At 72.2% G+C, this 15,673-nt stretch carries 15 protein-coding genes and 1 pseudogene; 8 read left to right on the plus strand and 8 right to left on the minus strand.

Annotation, left to right across the window (positions count from 1 at the left end; translation table 11 throughout):
* Positions 1-104: 104 nt before the first annotated feature.
* Positions 105-1,037 (plus strand): 1-phosphofructokinase family hexose kinase, encoded by a 933-nt coding sequence (locus AB0I83_RS24230; RefSeq protein WP_363306105.1) that lies wholly within the window; start codon positions 105-107, stop codon positions 1,035-1,037.
* 88 nt (positions 1,038-1,125) lie between these two features.
* Here the strand turns inward: AB0I83_RS24230 and AB0I83_RS24235 are convergent, their stop codons facing one another.
* Entirely contained in the window at positions 1,126-2,118 is a 993-nt protein-coding gene (locus AB0I83_RS24235; RefSeq protein ID WP_363306106.1) for a carbohydrate-binding protein, read from the minus strand.
* 132 nt (positions 2,119-2,250) lie between these two features.
* The gene (gene cdgB, locus AB0I83_RS24240; protein ID WP_356531385.1) at positions 2,251-3,909 is read right to left on the minus strand and encodes a diguanylate cyclase CdgB; all 1,659 of its coding nucleotides are present in this window, start codon (positions 3,907-3,909) and stop codon (positions 2,251-2,253) included.
* Positions 3,910-4,262: 353 nt separating this feature from the next.
* On the opposite strand from cdgB, the gene AB0I83_RS24245 reads away from it, so the two are divergent.
* Entirely contained in the window at positions 4,263-4,769 is a 507-nt protein-coding gene (locus tag AB0I83_RS24245; RefSeq protein ID WP_356531384.1) for a flavin reductase family protein, read from the plus strand.
* A 62-nt stretch (positions 4,770-4,831) separates the two neighbouring features.
* On the opposite strand, the gene arfB is transcribed toward AB0I83_RS24245, so the two are convergent.
* Positions 4,832-5,266 carry an alternative ribosome rescue aminoacyl-tRNA hydrolase ArfB gene (arfB, locus tag AB0I83_RS24250; RefSeq protein ID WP_356531383.1) on the minus strand — a complete coding sequence of 145 codons (435 nt, stop codon included), beginning with the start codon at positions 5,264-5,266 and terminating at the stop codon, positions 4,832-4,834.
* A 172-nt stretch (positions 5,267-5,438) separates the two neighbouring features.
* On the opposite strand from arfB, the gene AB0I83_RS24255 reads away from it, so the two are divergent.
* Complete coding sequence (locus AB0I83_RS24255) at positions 5,439-6,014, plus strand: TerD family protein (protein ID WP_356531382.1); 576 nt, start codon at positions 5,439-5,441, stop codon at positions 6,012-6,014.
* 203 nt (positions 6,015-6,217) lie between these two features.
* Entirely contained in the window at positions 6,218-7,807 is a 1,590-nt protein-coding gene (locus AB0I83_RS24260; RefSeq protein ID WP_356531381.1) for a M4 family metallopeptidase, read from the plus strand.
* An 84-nt stretch (positions 7,808-7,891) separates the two neighbouring features.
* Here the strand turns inward: AB0I83_RS24260 and AB0I83_RS24265 are convergent, their stop codons facing one another.
* Together AB0I83_RS24265 and AB0I83_RS24270 are read right to left on the minus strand one after the other, a co-directional pair.
* Positions 7,892-9,265 (minus strand): M1 family metallopeptidase, encoded by a 1,374-nt coding sequence (locus AB0I83_RS24265; RefSeq protein WP_363306204.1) that lies wholly within the window; start codon positions 9,263-9,265, stop codon positions 7,892-7,894.
* Between the two features lie 113 nt (positions 9,266-9,378).
* Complete coding sequence (locus AB0I83_RS24270) at positions 9,379-9,936, minus strand: heme-binding protein (RefSeq protein ID WP_363306107.1); 558 nt, start codon at positions 9,934-9,936, stop codon at positions 9,379-9,381.
* 173 nt (positions 9,937-10,109) lie between these two features.
* On the opposite strand from AB0I83_RS24270, the gene AB0I83_RS24275 reads away from it, so the two are divergent.
* Entirely contained in the window at positions 10,110-11,573 is a 1,464-nt protein-coding gene (locus AB0I83_RS24275; protein WP_363306108.1) for a sensor histidine kinase, read from the plus strand.
* A complete protein-coding gene (locus AB0I83_RS24280; protein WP_363306109.1) occupies positions 11,570-12,199 on the plus strand; it encodes a response regulator transcription factor in 630 nt (209 codons plus the stop codon). Before AB0I83_RS24275 ends, AB0I83_RS24280 begins: the two co-directional genes overlap by 4 nt.
* 52 nt (positions 12,200-12,251) lie before the next feature.
* Here AB0I83_RS24280 and AB0I83_RS24285 read toward each other — a convergent pair.
* Positions 12,252-12,437, minus strand: a pseudogene (locus tag AB0I83_RS24285) (TetR family transcriptional regulator); the annotation flags it as partial.
* A 153-nt stretch (positions 12,438-12,590) separates the two neighbouring features.
* On the opposite strand from AB0I83_RS24285, the gene AB0I83_RS24290 reads away from it, so the two are divergent.
* Positions 12,591-13,088: a hypothetical protein gene (locus tag AB0I83_RS24290; RefSeq protein WP_356840514.1), complete on the plus strand. Its 498-nt coding sequence runs from the start codon at positions 12,591-12,593 to the stop codon at positions 13,086-13,088.
* 19 nt (positions 13,089-13,107) lie between these two features.
* On the opposite strand, the gene AB0I83_RS24295 is transcribed toward AB0I83_RS24290, so the two are convergent.
* Positions 13,108-13,815, minus strand: coding sequence for a pentapeptide repeat-containing protein (locus AB0I83_RS24295; RefSeq protein WP_363306110.1), 708 nt, complete (start codon positions 13,813-13,815; stop codon positions 13,108-13,110).
* 99 nt (positions 13,816-13,914) lie between these two features.
* On the opposite strand from AB0I83_RS24295, the gene AB0I83_RS24300 reads away from it, so the two are divergent.
* On the plus strand, positions 13,915-15,111 hold the full coding sequence (locus AB0I83_RS24300) for an FAD-dependent oxidoreductase (protein WP_363306111.1): 1,197 nt from the start codon (positions 13,915-13,917) through the stop codon (positions 15,109-15,111).
* A gap of 47 nt (positions 15,112-15,158) precedes the next feature.
* Here the strand turns inward: AB0I83_RS24300 and AB0I83_RS24305 are convergent, their stop codons facing one another.
* Positions 15,159-15,635 carry a GNAT family N-acetyltransferase gene (locus AB0I83_RS24305; RefSeq protein WP_356531372.1) on the minus strand — a complete coding sequence of 159 codons (477 nt, stop codon included), beginning with the start codon at positions 15,633-15,635 and terminating at the stop codon, positions 15,159-15,161.
* Positions 15,636-15,673: the final 38 nt, after the last annotated feature.

Here is a 15,673-nt window from a genome sequence, read left to right on the forward strand (position 1 = left end):
GGAGCCCTGGGACGGCCGCCGCCTCTTTGACATGATCACCAGGACAGCGCCGCGAGGGGACGGCGCGCAGGGACGGACGACCAAGGAAGCCGGGGCCGGTACACGTGATACTGACCGTCACGCTGAACACGGCACTCGACCTGACGTACGCCGTCCCCGCCCTCGTCCCGCACACCAGCCACCGCGTCGGCGAGGTGACCGAACGCCCCGGAGGCAAGGGCGTCAACGTGGCCCGGGTGCTGTCCGCGCTCGGCCACGACACCGTGATCACCGGATTCGCCGGCGGCACCAACGGAGCGGTCCTGCGCGAACTGCTCGCCGCGCTCCCGCACCGCCCCACCGACGCGCTCGTCACCGTCGCCGGGAACACCCGCCGCACCCTCGCCGTCGTGGACGGTTCCAGCGGCGACACCACCCAGCTCAACGAACCGGGACCGCACATCGGCCCCGACGAGTGGGCGTCCCTCCTGCGGACGTACGGGGAGCTGCTCACCGGCGCCGAGGCGGTCGCCCTCTGCGGCAGCCTCCCGCCCGGCATCCACGTCGGCGCGTACGCGGAACTGATCCGGCTCGCCCGCTCCGCCGGGGTGCCCGTGCTGCTGGACACCGCCGGCGAGCCCCTGCGTCGCGGGATCGCCGCCCGCCCCGACGTCGTCAAGCCGAACGCCGACGAACTCGCCCGGCTCACCGGCGCCCGCGAGCCCCTGCGCGCCACCCGCGACGCCCGACGCCGCGGCGCGCGCAGCGTCGTCGCCTCGCTCGGCCCGGAAGGCCTCCTCGCCGTGACGCCGGACGGCGTCTGGCGGGCGGCCCCGCCGTCCGCGGTGCGCGGCAACCCGACGGGCGCGGGCGACTCCGCCGTGGCCGGACTGCTCTCCGCCCTCGCCGACGGGCTGGACTGGCCGGACCGGCTGACACGCGCGGTGGCCCTGTCGACGGCGACCGTCATGGCCACCGCCGCCGGCGAGTTCGACCGCGCGGACTACGAGGACCTGCTGGCCCGCGTCACCGTCGAACCGCACGCGCCTGCGGCCTGAGCCCGGCCCCGGAGAACACAGCGTCCCGGCATCGCGGGGCGATGACCGGGACGGTGGTGTCGGACAGGGGGCGCGACGGGTTCTCCGGCTAGCCCTTCACGTGCCCCGACTTCAGCGACAGCTGGTCGAGGTTGGCGTCGCACGAGTCACCCTCGTTGCACGACAGCATCAGCTTGTTCGACCCCTTGTCGAGCTGGACGTAGGCGTACGTGCTCGTCCAGCCCTTCTCCAGGTCGCCCTCCGCGGCGTGCGCGAAGTTCTTCATGTTGATGGAGCGCGGCTCGGTGTCGTTGACCGTGAGGGACGTCTTGGCGTCCCGGCCCGGCACGCCGTACGTCACGTACAGCGTGTACGCGCCGCTCTCGGGCACGTCGACCGTCCACGTCGCCGACCGGCCGACCTCGTTGAGGTTGATGTACTGGCCGTTGGGGCTCTTGGCGCCCTTGACGGTGTTGTCCAGGGAGGCCGTACCGCCCAGCGACAGCGTCGCCGCGTCCTGCTTGGGCAGCTCGACGGGCTCCTTGGAGGGCTCGGCGGACTTGTCCGGCTTCGGGGACTCCGACACCTCGCCGGCCGAGCCCGTCGACGTACCGGCCTCGTCCTTCTTCTTGTCGCTGTCGTCACCCGTCATCAGCGCGGCGCCGATGCCGATCAGCACGACCGCGACCACCGCGACCGCCGCGATCAGCAGCGCCTTGGTGTTCGGACCGCCACGGCCGGGACCGGCGCTCCTGCCGCCACCGCCGCCGTGCCCGACCGAGCCGTGCTGCGCGGTCACCGCACCGCCCGGGTAGGTCTCCGGCGCCGCGTACTGCGCGTTCGGCTGACCGTACTGCTGGGACTGCTGCTGGGGCGGCTGGCCGTACGCCTGCTGCGGCGGGACCTGCCCGTACTGGCGCTCGCCGACCGCCCGCACCTGGTTGTACGACGTTCTGGGCCTGCCGGGCTGCGCGGCAGGACCCGGGTAGCCGTAGCCTCCGTACCCGGGCGGCTGTGCGCCCGCCGCCTTGCCGTCCTCGTACAGATAGCCGAACGGATCGTCGTCCTCGGGCTTGCTCGCGCCGTTGTTTCCGGCCGTCATCCCTGGGTCACTCCTCACCATGTCGCCAGCCGTCGCCGACCGGCCGAGCCTACCCCGAACGGAGCACACGTCGAATTGACCTCGGCCGTGCGGGAAACCGCGCGGGGTACGGGAACCGCCGGGGCGTGAACGTCAGCCGGCTCTGCGGTGAACCTTCGACCGGGACCGCTTCTCCACGTACATCCGCTGGTCGGCGGAGTGCAGGACCTCTTCCCCTGTCATGCCGCACTCGGCCCAGCCGATACCGAAACTCGCCCCGACCCTGACTGCCCGGCCGTCCACCCGGATGGGCGGAATGATGGCGTTACGCAATCGTACGGCCAGGTCCGCGGCATCTGCGGCCCCAAGGCCGTCCGCGAGGACGACGAATTCGTCACCTCCGAGCCGCGCGACCGTGTCACCGTCCCTTACGCAGGTGGTCAGCCGCCTGGCCACCTCGATGAGAACCGCGTCACCCGCGTGGTGTCCGAAGCGGTCGTTGATGGACTTGAAGCCGTCGAGGTCGCAGAACAGCACCGCGAGCCCCTTCGTGCCGTCGTCGCGCTCCATGTCGGGCGCCACGGTGTGCACGTGGTGGTCGTACGGGCCGACGCCTGCCGCCACCTCGGCCTCGTAGCCGTCCGCTCGGTAGCCGTGCGCCGGGGAGGTCTCGACATCTCCGTAGGCCGCGTCGAGCGCCTCGACCGCACTGGAGGTGACCGAGGAGTGAGGCCTCTCACACAGACGGGCGCCGAGCCGTGAGCGCAGCTCGGCGCTGTTGGGCAGACCGGTGAGCGCGTCGTGCGAGGCGCGGTGCGCGAGGTGCAGCTCGTTGCGCTTGCGCTCCTCGATGTCCTCGACGTGGGTGAGCAGGAAGCGCGGGCCGTCGGTGGTGTCCGCGACGACCGAGTTGCGCAGCGAGACCCAGAGGTACGTGCCGTCCCTGCGCCCGAGCCGCAGCTCGGCCCGCCCGCCCTCGGCGGAGGTGCGCAGCAGGGTGCCGATGTCCTCGGGGTGCACGAGGTCGGCGAAGGAGTAGCGGCGCAGGACGGAGGCGGGGCGGCCCAGGAGCCGGCAGAGCGCGTCGTTGGTGCGCAGCAGCCGGCCGTTCTGGTCACCGCCCATCTCGGCGATGGCCATCCCGCTGGGGGCGTACTCGAACGCCTGGCGGAAGGATTCCTCACTGGCCCGCAGCGCCTGCTGCTCACGTTCGAGCCTGACCAGGGCGCGCTGCATGTTTGCTCGGAGCCTGGCGTTACTGATCGCAATGGCCGCCTGGGAGGCGTACATCTGAAGAGCCTCACGGCCCCAGGCGCCCGGGCGGCGGCCGTTGCGCGGCCGGTCGACGGATATGACCCCCAGGAGGTCCAGGCCTCCGCCCGAGGCGTACATGGGGGCGTAGAGGCGGTCCAGGGGGTGCCACTCGTCCTCGAAGCGGGGCTCGGGCCCTTCGGTGTGCCACTGCGGCACGTCGTCGTCCAGGAGGACCCAGCCCTCGGTGTGCGGTATGAACCGGAGGCCGTCCCAGGCCTCGCCCATCGAAAGCCGGCGCTCCCAGGAGTCCCGGGAGCCGACACGGCCGGTGATCAGGGCCTCGGCGGCGGTGTTGCCTGCGAAGGCGGCTACGACGAGATCGCCGTCGGGGCGGACGAGGTTGACGCAGCCCAGTTCGTAGCCGAGCCCGGCGACGATGCCGTCGGCCACGCTCTGCAGCGTGTCCGCCAGGCTCCGTGCCGTGTTGAGGTCAGCGACGGCCTGGTGCAGCTGCCGCATGGTCGCAAGGCGGACGTACGGCTCCGACTCGGCCTCCATTGCTCGCACTCCCTGAGACCTCGACAGCAACTCCAGGTTTCATATCGACGTACTTATCGCAGTGTCACCGCCACTGAATCACAGTGAGCTGTGCACCCGGTACACAGGGTCAACAATTATCGCTCTCTGTGATTCAAGTCACAACAGATGGTAAAGACCAACCAGCCGCACCCTGCCGGACCGCCGCCGTTTACGGAACGCAAATCCGCACAGACGGCTCACGGCCCTGGTCCTAGGACCCGGCTGGTCCCCTGGCCCGATGCGGTGGCGCCGCCCGCGCGGCTAGCGTTCCCACTGTGCTGCAGAAGACTCCCCCCTCCCCGCGCCCCGAAGCCGTCCCGCATGCTGAGGGGGTGAGCAACGACGAGTTCCGTGCCGCCCTGTCGCGCCTGGCCGCGGGCGTGGTGCTGATCACCGCCCAGGAGCCGCCGCTCGACGAGCACGGCCGCGGCGAGGACGTCGGGATGACCGCGACCTCCTTCGTCTCGGTCTCCCTGGACCCGCCGCTGGTGATGGTGAGCCTGCGCAACGACTCACGGATGGACGACCTGCTGGCCGAACAGCCCCTGTGGTCGGTGTCGGTGCTGGCGGAGAGCCAGCGGCAGATCGCGGGGCGGTTCGCCATGAAGGGCCGGATCAGCGACCGGCTGCTCTTCGAGGACATCCCCTTCATACGGGGCGGGATCACCGGGGCGCCCCTGATCGCCGGGGCGCTGGCCACACTGGAGTGCCGGACCGAGCAGAGCGTCCTCGCCGGCGACCACACGCTGGTGATCGGCCGGGTGCTGACGGCGTCCCTGCCGAGCACGGACGACGAGCCACTGGCGTACTTCAAGGGCCGGTACCGGCGCCTGGGCTGACCGCCCCTCCCCCAGCGCCCGGCCGAGACACCGCTCCGGCCCGACGGCCGACGGGGCGCCCGCTACCAGTCGCGGCCCGAACGCCCGCGCTTCGTGTCGCCGCGCTGCTTCTTCTCGCGCAGGCGGCGCTCGTTGATCCCGCGCGGGATCTTCTTCTTCAGGCGCGGCCTGGGCGGCGGCGCGGTGGCCTCCGCCAGCAGAGCGGCCAGCCGGACGGCCGCCGTCTCGCGGTTGCGCCACTGGGAGCGGTGCTCCGAGGCACGCACGGAGACGACCCCGCCCACCAGCCTGCCCGCGAGGCGTTCGAGGGCGCGGGCCTTCCAGACCTCGGGCAGCGCCTCGGTGGCCGCGAGGTCGAAGCGGAGCTCCGCCTGGGAGTCGCTGGTGTTGACGTGCTGCCCGCCGGGCCCGGAGGACCGCGAGAAACGCCACATGAGTTCGGCCTCCGGCAGGGAGACCGAACCGCGGATGACATAGGGCCCGGACATGACACCCATGTTCCCCGCAGTCCGGCCCGTCCGTCACCTTCTTTTGCGAGCGTTCGGCCAGAAGTTCGGCAAAGAAAGTAAAGCGAGCAGGAACCTCGTGGTCACTTGTCTGCGTTAGTACGGGTGACGGTAGCTTTCGTGGTGGCACGAAGCCCGCACACGACGAGGAAAGGGACTTCCCATGGCTGTAAGCCTGTCCAAGGGCGGCAACGTCTCGCTCACCAAGGAGGCCCCGGGCCTGACCGCCGTCACGGTCGGCCTCGGCTGGGACGTCCGCACCACCACCGGCTCCGACTTCGACCTGGACGCCTCGGCGATCGCGGTCAACACAGCCGGCAAGGTCTTCTCCGACGGACACTTCGTCTTCTTCAACAACAAGGCGACGCCGGACCAGACCATCGTCCACACCGGTGACAACGTCACGGGCCAGGGCGAGGGCGACGACGAGCAGATCAACGTCAACCTGGCGGGCCTCCCGGCGGACATCGACAAGATCGTGTTCCCGGTCTCCATCTACGACGCCGAGACGCGCAGCCAGAACTTCGGCCAGGTGCGGAACGCCTTCATCCGCATCATCAACCAGGCCGGCGGCACCGAGATCGCCCGCTACGACCTGAGCGAGGACGCCGCCACCGAGACCGCCATGGTCTTCGGCGAGCTCTACCGCAACGGCGCCGAGTGGAAGTTCCGCGCGGTCGGCCAGGGTTACGCCTCGGGCCTGCGCGGTATCGCCCAGGACTTCGGCGTCAACCTCTGACGTAACAGCGCGCCCACGGGAGCCCCCGCCGACCTCGGTCGGACGGGGGCTCCCGTGCGTCACATAGCGGACACGAGTGAACTTCATTCGGACAAGAACTGGTCAAAAACTTGTGAGGTAATTGTTGGCGTCCCGTCAATATCGCTCAATCGGTGGCACGCTCTCCGCTCGTAACCCCCACAGGAACGAGCAACGGAGAAAGCATGACCCCCCACATGAACACCCGTCGCGCCGCCGCCCTGACCGCAGTTGCCGCGATGGTCGTCGTCGGCGTACAGACCGGTACGGCCTCGGCCGGCCCCAACTCCGGCAGTGACAGCGCCTCTTCCACCCGTACCACCGCGGGCGCCACCGCACTCGGGGTGAACACGGCGGCTGTGCGCGGCACCGCGCTGCGCGCCGCACAGAGCGACGCACCGGCCGCCGCGAAGTCCCTCGGGCTCGGCAGCCAGGAGAAGCTGATCGTCCGTGACGTGATCAAGGACGCCCACGGCACCGTGCACACCCGCTACGAGCGCACCTACGCCGGACTGCCGGTCCTCGGTGGTGACCTCGTCACCCACACCGCGGCCGACGGCAGCTCCAAGGGCGTGACCAAGGCCAACAACGCCCGCATATCCGTCCCGTCGACCCAGCCGAAGGTGAAGTCCGCGGCGAGCGCCCGCAAGGTCGTCTGGGCCGGCGCCGGCAAGCCGGTCCTCGCCTTCGAGGCCGTACGGACCGGAGTGCAGAAGGACGGCACTCCCAGCAGGCTGCACGTCATCACGGACGCCACGACCGGCAAGAAGCTGCACAGCTTCGAAGCCGTCGAGACCGGCACCGGCAACAGCCAGTACAGCGGTGAGGTGGCGCTCTCCACCACCAAGGGCTCCTCGGGCTTCGAACTGACCGACGGCGACCGCGGCGGCCACAAGACGTACGACCTCAACCAGGGCGAGACCGGTACCGGGGACCTCGTCACCGACGCCGACGACACCTGGGGCGACGGCACGGGCGCCGACCGCCAGACCGCCGCGGTCGACGCGCACTACGGCGCCGCGAAGACCTGGGACTTCTACAAGACCGAGCTCGGCCGCGACGGCATAGCCGGGGACGGCAAGGCCGCCTACTCCCGCGTCCACTTCGGCACCGGCTACGTCAACGCGTTCTGGGACGACAGCTGCTTCTGCATGACCTACGGCGACGGGGCCGACGACAAGAGCGCGCTCACCGCGATCGACGTCGCCGGCCACGAGATGAGCCACGGCCTGACCGCGGCCACCGCCAACCTCGACTACTCCGGCGAGTCCGGCGGGCTCAACGAGGCGACCAGCGACATCTTCGGCTCCTCGGTCGAGTTCTTCGCCGACAGCAGCGCCGACCCCGGTGACTACCTCATCGGCGAGAAGATCGACATCAACGGCGACGGAACCCCGCTCCGCTACATGGACAAGCCCAGCAAGGACGGCGGCTCGGCGGACTACTGGGACGCCGGCGTCGGCGACCTCGACGTGCACTACTCCTCCGGCGTCGCGAACCACTTCTTCTACCTGCTGGCCGAGGGCAGCGGCGCCAAGACCATCGACGGCGTCGACTACGACTCGCCGACCTCCGACGGCTCGACCGTGACCGGCATCGGACGCCAGAAGGCCTACCAGATCTGGTACAAGGCGCTCTCCGTCTACATGACGTCGAGCACCGACTACGCCGGTGCCCGCGTCGCGACCGAGAAGGCGGCCACCGACCTGTTCGGGGCCGACAGCGCCGAGCTCAAGGCCGTCGACTCCGCCTGGACCGGGGTCAACGTCAAGTGACCGCAGGACGGTAGCCGCAGGGCGGTAGCCGCACGACAACTGGCGCACCGCAGCAAGCGCACGGCAGCACAGGGAGCCGGCCGGTCAGCCCCTGACCGGCCGGCTCCCGCCGTCGAGCCAGCTGTCCCAGACCTCAGTCAGGTCCACGCCGGCCGACTTCTGCGCGTACGCGGTGAAGTCGGCCGTCGAGGCGTTTCCGTGCCGGTGCGCGCCCAGCCAGCCCCGGACGAGCGCGAAGAAGGCCTCGTCGTCGTCCATCTCCTCCCGGATCCGGTGGACGACCATCGCGCCACGCCCGTACACCGGGGGCCGGGACAGATCGGCGGCGCCCGGCGGACGGGACGGCGGAAAGGCCCAGTTCGACCGGTCGGCGTACGCCTCGTCGAAACTCTCCCGGACGGTGGCGCCCCCGTGGTCCTCCTCCCAGAGCCATTCCGCGTACGTCGCGAAGCCCTCGTTCAGCCACATGTCCCGCCAGCTCGCGGGCGTCACGGAGTCACCGAACCACTGGTGGGCCAGTTCGTGGACGAGCAGGACCGGATCCGGCGGCCCGGGGAGGAACGGCCGGTTCTGCGTCTCCAGCGCGTACTCGGCGTCACCCGGCCGGCCCACGATCGCCCCGGCCGAGGAGAAGGGATACGGGCCGAACCGCCTCTCGCCCCAGGCGAGCATCTCCGGAATCCGGGCCAGCACGCGCGCGCTCGCCCCGGCGGACCCGGGATCGACGGCGGTGACCACCGGCAGCCCCTCGCGGGTGACCGTCCGCCTCACCGTGTAGCGGCCGATCGCGACGGTCGCGAGGTAGCTCGCCATGGGCTCACGGACGCGCCAGTGGAACGTGGTGCGACCGCCCTCCGTCCGGCGTGAGGCGAGCTCGCCGTTGGAGACGGCGCTCCGCCCCTCCGGGACGGTGACCCGGATGTCGTAGGACGCCTTGTCGCCCGGGTGGTGGTTGCCGGGGAACCAGGCCATGGAACCGGTCGGCTCCCCGAGAGCCACCGCCCCGTGCGCGTTGCGCAGCCAGCCCTCCTCGGAGCCGTCCGCGTCGGTGACGGTCCGGGGCGGACCCGCGTAGCGCACCACCGTGCGGAAGGTCCTGCCCTCGCGGAGACGGTCCGCGACGGCGGCGTCCGGACGCAGCGTCAGCTCCCGCCCCGCCCGGTTCACCGCGGCCGGTCGGCCCTCGACGGTGGCCGACCTGACCTCGAGACCCGCGAGGTCCAGGTTGAACGCGCTGAGGTCCTGGGTCGCCCGAGCGGTGATCACGGCGGTGCCGCTCAGCTGTTCGGCGGCGGCGTCCGTCCCGATTGACAGGTCGTAGTGCGTCACGTCGTAGCCGCCGTTGCCCAGCCGGGGGAAGTACGGATCACGCACCCCGGCCGCCCCCGGTGTCCCCACGACCGCGCCCCGACCCGCGGTACAGGCTGTGAGTGCGGTGAGTGCGGTGGCCAGGGTGATCGCGGCGAGTCGGCGGGCGCCGCCGGGCACGGTGCGCCGCGCGGGCGCCGTTGGCTGGTCCACACCGCGATCCTAGGACGCCCACCCGGCTCGGCGAGCGGGCGCCTGACGGGCTACTTGCCGAGCGCCGCGACGCCCGCCGCCGCGAACTTCTCGTCGAGGTCGCCGCTCGGGGCGCCCGCCACGCCGACGCCCGCCACCGGGGCCCCCTTGACCTGCACCGGGGAGCCGCCCGCCAGGAACAGCGTGCCGGGGATGTCCTTGAGGTTCGGTGCCTGCTCCAGGCGCTTGACCAGCTCGGAGGTCGGCGCGTTCCAGGAGACGGCGGTGTACGCCTTCTTCACGGCGGACTCCGGTGCCTGCGGGCCGGCTCCGTCGCCGCGCAGGGTGACGACGGTGTTGCCGTCGCGGTCGACGACGGCCACCGAGACCCGCTGGTTCTCCTTCTTCGCGGCGTCCAGGGCCGCCTGCGCGGCCTTCGTGGCGGCGGCGACGGTCAGGCGGGTGGACTGCTGGAGGTTCCGGTCGGCGGTGTCGGCCTTCACAGCGGCGGCGGGCGCGGCGGCGGGGGTGGACGCGCTCGCGGACATCGCGCCGAAGGTTCCGGCACCCAGGGCAGCGGCGGCGACCGCGCCGGTCAGGACACGGGTGCGCAGCGACATCTTCTTCATGGTGGTCTCCTCGGGTTGTTTCGGCTCGGCCTCGAACCGTTCTGCTTCCGCTTTCGATCCTCCGGCCGGACCCGGGCCCGGGCCGTCGGCGTACCGGCTGGAAGCCGCACCCCCGTCGGCCGACCGCTCCGTCGGCCGATCGGTTGATGCGGGGGTGGCCCCAGGGGGTGACCATGGGGTGTCCGCGCAGGTCAGCACCGGCGCGGCGGCGAAGGTCCACGGGGCGAGGAAACGCGAGGTACGAGGTGCGGCGGAACCGAACCGGGCCGGGGGCGGGCCAGCGGGACGCGGACCGGACGGGGGCTCATCAGGCGGACGCGGCGGCAGGTGCGGACGCGGCGGCGGGTGCGGGCCGGGCGGACGCGGCAGGGACGGGCCGGGCGGGGACCCCTGCGACGGGCGACCCCGGCGCCGGGGGGCCGGCGGCGGGCGGACCGGACGCCCGGTGGCTGGCCCTGCTCATGCACGCCGCCTTCTTCCTGCTCCTCGGCGCCTCGCTCGCCCGGTTCCTGATGCGCCACCCGGGCGAGACCCGTACCCCGTGGATCATCGCGCTGTCGGCCGGGCTCGCCGGGCTCTACCTCCTCGGCCCGGTGCTCGGCTCCCGGCCGACACCACGACGGCTCACCTGGCTCGGCGTACTCGTGGTCGTGTGGATGGTCCTCGTCGTCCTCGCGCCGAGCTTCGCCTGGTGCGCCGTGCCGCTCTTCTACACCGGCCTGAGGATCCTGCCGCCGCGCGCGGCCCTGGCACTGGTCGCCCTGCTGACCGTGCTCGTCGTCGCCGCACAGCTCCGGCTCGCCACCGGCTTCGATCCCAATCTCGTGCTGGCCCCGCCCGCGGTCGCCGCGGTCGCCACCGCCGTCTTCGTCCACATGCAGCGCCAGGCCGCACGTCAGCGCGAGCTGATCGACGACCTGCTGCGCACCCGGCGTGAACTCGCCGCCACCGAACGCCGGGAAGGCACCCTCGCCGAACGGCAACGGCTGTCCATGGAGATCCACGACACCCTGGCCCAGGGCCTCTCCAGCCAGCAGATGCTGCTCCAGGCCGCCGACCGGTCCTGGGACTCGGACCCCGGCACCGCACGCCGGCACGTCCTGACGGCGACGGGCATCGCGGAGCGCAACCTCGCCGAGGCCCGCCGCTTCGTGCACGACCTGGCACCGGCCGATCTCGCCGAGGGCGGCGGACTGGAAGCCGCTCTGCGCACGCTCGCGGACCGTGAGACCGCCCAGGCGCGTGGCCGCCTCACCGTCCGCTGCCATGTGGAGGGCACCCCGGCCACCGCTCTTCCCGACCGGGTCCAGTCGGCGCTGCTGCGGATCGCGCAGGGCGCCCTCGCGAACGTGTCCGAGCACGCCGCCGCGACCGTCGCCGCTCTCACCCTGACGCACCTGGACGACCGGGTGGTGCTCGACATCGCAGACAACGGCCGGGGCTTCGGCCCCACCCGTCCCGACGCCCGCCCGCCGGAAGGCGTACGCGGCCACGGGCTGCCCGCGATACGGGCCCGGGTCCAGCAGCTCGGCGGCACACTGACCGTCGAGTCGGCGCCGGGCGAGGGGACGGTCCTGTCCGTCGCCGTACCCCTGGCCCACACCGCCGCCGCACCCGTTCCGGAGGAACACGCATGACCGCGACCATAAGGATCCTGCTCTGCGACGACCACGCCGTCGTGCGCGCCGGACTGCTCGCGCTGCTCGGCGGCGAACCGGACATCGAGGTCGTGGGCGAGGCGGGCAGCGGAGAGGAGGCCGTCGCCCTCGCCGCCCGGCTCGCCCCCGACGTCGTACTGATGGACCTTCAGCTCGGCCCCGGGATCGACGGGGTCGAGGCGACCCGCCGCATCGCCACCGCCGACGGGGCGTCCCACGTCCTGGTCCTCACCACGTACGACACGGACGCCGACATCACCCGGGCCATCGAGGCGGGGGCCACCGGCTACCTGCTGAAGGCCGAGCGCCCGGAGGAGCTGTTCGCCGCGATCCGCGCCGCCGCACAGGGCCGTACGACACTCTCGGCCCCGGTCGCCAGCCGGGTCATGGCCCGGATGCGCAGCCCCCGGCCCACCCTCACCGAACGGGAGCTCGACATCCTGGGCCAGCTCTCGCAGGGCCTCGGCAACCGCGACATCGCCCGCGCCCTCTTCATCAGCGAAGCCACCGTCAAGACCCACCTGGGCCGGATCTACGAGAAGCTCGGAGTCGACACCCGCTCGGGCGCGGTCGCCGTCGCCAAGGAGCAGCGACTGCTCCCGTAGCCGGCGCACCGGCCGTCCGGGCGCTGTCGCACCCCGCTCGTGCCGGGTCCCGTCACCGCAGGATCGCGCTCGTGACGACCTCGAAGAGGTGGTCGGCGCGTGGGGCGAGCGAGGGCTGATCGCTGAGCCACGCGAGCGCGGCCAGCGCGAACAGATCGGTGCCGTCGATGTCGGTCCGCGCGGCGCCCGCGGCCTGGGCGCGGGCGAGGAGCCGCGAGCCGGTCGAAGGCATGGCCAGGGCAGTCCAGGGCAAGATCGTGCTCACGGTCGCTTGAGGGCCGTCCCCGGGACCAGGCGGGTCCGGACCCTCGCCTGATCCCGACACGGGACCGCGCGCACCGGCCACGAAGGCCCGGCGCGGGGCGCCCGGGCGGCATGACACCATCGAACCGTGCTCGACATCGGCTACTCCCTCTCCCGGCGCTTCCCGGACCCCCCGCAGACCGACTACCGCCGCGCGGACGTCCGGGCGCTGCGGCACGACCTCTTCTCCGGGGACGTCTACCTCGCCGACACCAAGGCCGACCGCGAGGTGTCCACAGCCTGGGGATGGGTTCCCGTGCTCGACTTCGCCTGGGCACTCTGCGACATCGTCGAGCAGATCGACCGCGACCCCCGCGGCAACCGCTCGCACCGCCAGCAGTACGCCGAGCTGGACTTCACCGAGTCATCGGACCGCATGCTCTTCGAGCGCCGCTTCGGCTGGGTGGACGTCGAGGCCGACTGGATGCCCGGCGACGAGCCCCCGCTGACCTTCAGCCACTCCCTGCTCCGCCGCGAGGCCCGTGACTTCCTCCACGACCTCGTCGCCGACCTGGCCGACATGCACGAGGGCCTCGCCGACAACCCGGTCATCTGGGACCTGCAGGCCCGCTTCCCACGCCTCTGAGCCGCCCCCGGCGCCCTTGCTACGCCTCCACCCGCACCCCGATCTGCGCGGCGAACGCCGGGGCCAGCTCCATCAGCTGGGACGGGCTGATCACCGCTCCCGCAAGCCGCTCCACCCCGCGCGCGATGTCCAGCTCCGCGACCGTGCGCAGATCGACCGACTCCATCCGGACGGCGCTGAAGTCGGCCCGCTTCAGCACACAGTCCCGGAACTCCACCCGCACCAACTGCGCCTCACCGAAATCCGGCTCCGAGAGCACACAGCCCTCGAACACGACGTCCTTCAGCCGTGCCTTGCGAAGGTTCAGGTAGTCGATCTTCCCGCCCCGCACCAGCACCCGCTCGAGCACCGCCCCGTGCAGCTGCACCCCGCCGAGCCGCGCGTCCACCACCTCGACGTCCCGCAGCGAAGCCCCCGCGAGATCGGTGCCCACGCCGCGCACGCCCGTCAGCACCGAGTCGATGAATCGGGAACGCACCAGCTCAGCACGGTCCAGGGCACATCCGCGCAGCTCACAGTCCATGAAGCGGGCACCGGGACCCGAGGCGTCGGCGAGGTCCGTCCCCTCGAACCGCACCCCGTCGTAGTCCCCGTCGGGCTCCAGCCCGTCCGCGGCGTACTCCACGAGGGGCGGCAGCCGGATCTCCGGCCGTCTCGCCTCAGCCACCCCGCCCTTCGCGCCCGCGCCCCTGCCGCTCCTGTTGCCTGTACGTGCCATGCCCCCCATCGTGACGCACACCACTGACATCCGTCCGGCCCGGTGTCACGGAACAGGCCCGTCGATCCGTCCACCCCGCAGAAGCACCGATCGCGAGGAGACCCAGCCATGCAGCGCATCCACATCGTCGGCGGCGGACTCGCCGGACTCACCGCCGCCATCACCGCCGCCGAATCCCGGACCCCGGTCACGCTCCACGAGGCCCACCACTCCCTCGGCGGACGGGCGAGAACCGCGGAAGGCCCCTACCTCACCAACGAGGGGCCGCACGCCCTCTACCACCGCGGCCCGCACCGGACCTGGCTCGAAGAGCGTGGGCTGCTCGGTCCGCTCGCCTCCGTACCGCCCCTCGAAGGCGCCCGCTTCCTCTTCCGCCGCGGCGGAGCACTGCGCAGGCTCCCGCCCCTCGGCCTGGTGCGCCTCGCCCGCCGCAGCGCCCACCGGGCCCCCGTGGACACCGACTTCCTCGGCTGGGCCACCGGACAGGTCGGCGAGGAGGGTGCCCGCGCGGCAGCGCACTACATGGGGGTCGCGCTCTTCCACCACGACCCGGGGTCACTCTCCGCAGCGTTCGTACAGGAACGGCTCCGCCGGGCCACCGCGCTGCCGCCCGAAGCCCGGTACCCGCTCGGAGGCTGGGCCCGGCTCGTCGACCGGATGGCCTCACGCGCCTGGGACCTCGGCGTACGCGTGGAGACGGGCTCGCGCGTCGGACCCGGCGACCTGGCCGAGCTCGGCCGGGGCGGCCCGGTCGTCGTCGCCACCCACCTGGAGTCGGCCCGGACCCTGCTCGGAGACCCCTCCCTGACCTGGCCCGGCGGCCGTACCGCGCTCCTCGACCTGGCCGTACGGACGCGGCGCGGCGACCCGTTCGTCGTCTCCGACCTCGACGCCCCGGGCTGGATCGAACGGTTCACCGCCCAGGACCCCACCCTCGCCCCGGCGGACGAACAGCTCGTCCAGGCCCAGATCCCCCTCGCCCCGGGCACCCCGCGCGGCGAGGCCGTCCGCCGGGCCGAGGACATGCTCGACCTGGGCTTCACCGGCTGGCGCGACCGCACCACCTGGCGCCGCGAAGCACTGGCGTCGGGCCGTACGGGCGCGGTCGACCCGCCGGGCACCACATGGCGCGACCGCCCCGCCGTCGACCGCGGGGACGGGATCCTCCTCGCGGGGGACCAGGTCGCCGCCCCGGGACTCCTCAGCGAGGTCTCGTTCAACAGCGGCATCGAAGCGGCGGTCCGGGCCGTGCGGCTACTCGGCGGCACGCCACGGGACGTCCCCCGCCCGGCCGGAACCCCCTGACCCGCACGGCGATCCCACCGCGACCGGTGACGCACCCTCAGGCCGCCTCAGGCCGCACCGAGCTCCGCCAGCGCCCCGCCGTGAAGCCGGTACACCGTCCACCCGCTCTGAGGACGCGCGCCCAGCGACTCGTAGAACGCGATGGACGGGGCGTTCCAGTCCAGTACCGACCACTCCAGGCGCCCGTAACCGCGCTCCACACAGATCCGCGCCAGCTCCCTCAGCAGCGCCTTCCCGTACCCGCCGCCGCGCCGCTCGGGGCGCACGTACAGATCCTCCAGGTACACGCCGTGCACCCCGCGCCACGTCGAGAAGTTGAGGAACCACAGCGCGAATCCGACCACCTCACCGTCGTCGTCCGACACCGCGACATGCGCGTAGGCGGCGGGCCGCTCGCCGAACAGGGCCTCCCGCAGCTGCTCCACGGTGGCGTTCGCCTCGTCGAGCGCCTTCTCGTAGTCGGCGAGCTCGCGGACCATGGCGTGGATGGCAGGGACGTCTTCGGGAGTGGCTGCGCGAATCATGGAACCAGCCTAGACAGCCGGGCCGAACCTCTGGCCTT

The sequence above is a fragment of the Streptomyces sp. NPDC049970 genome, assembly GCF_040660235.1.
Taxonomy (GTDB): domain Bacteria; phylum Actinomycetota; class Actinomycetes; order Streptomycetales; family Streptomycetaceae; genus Streptomyces.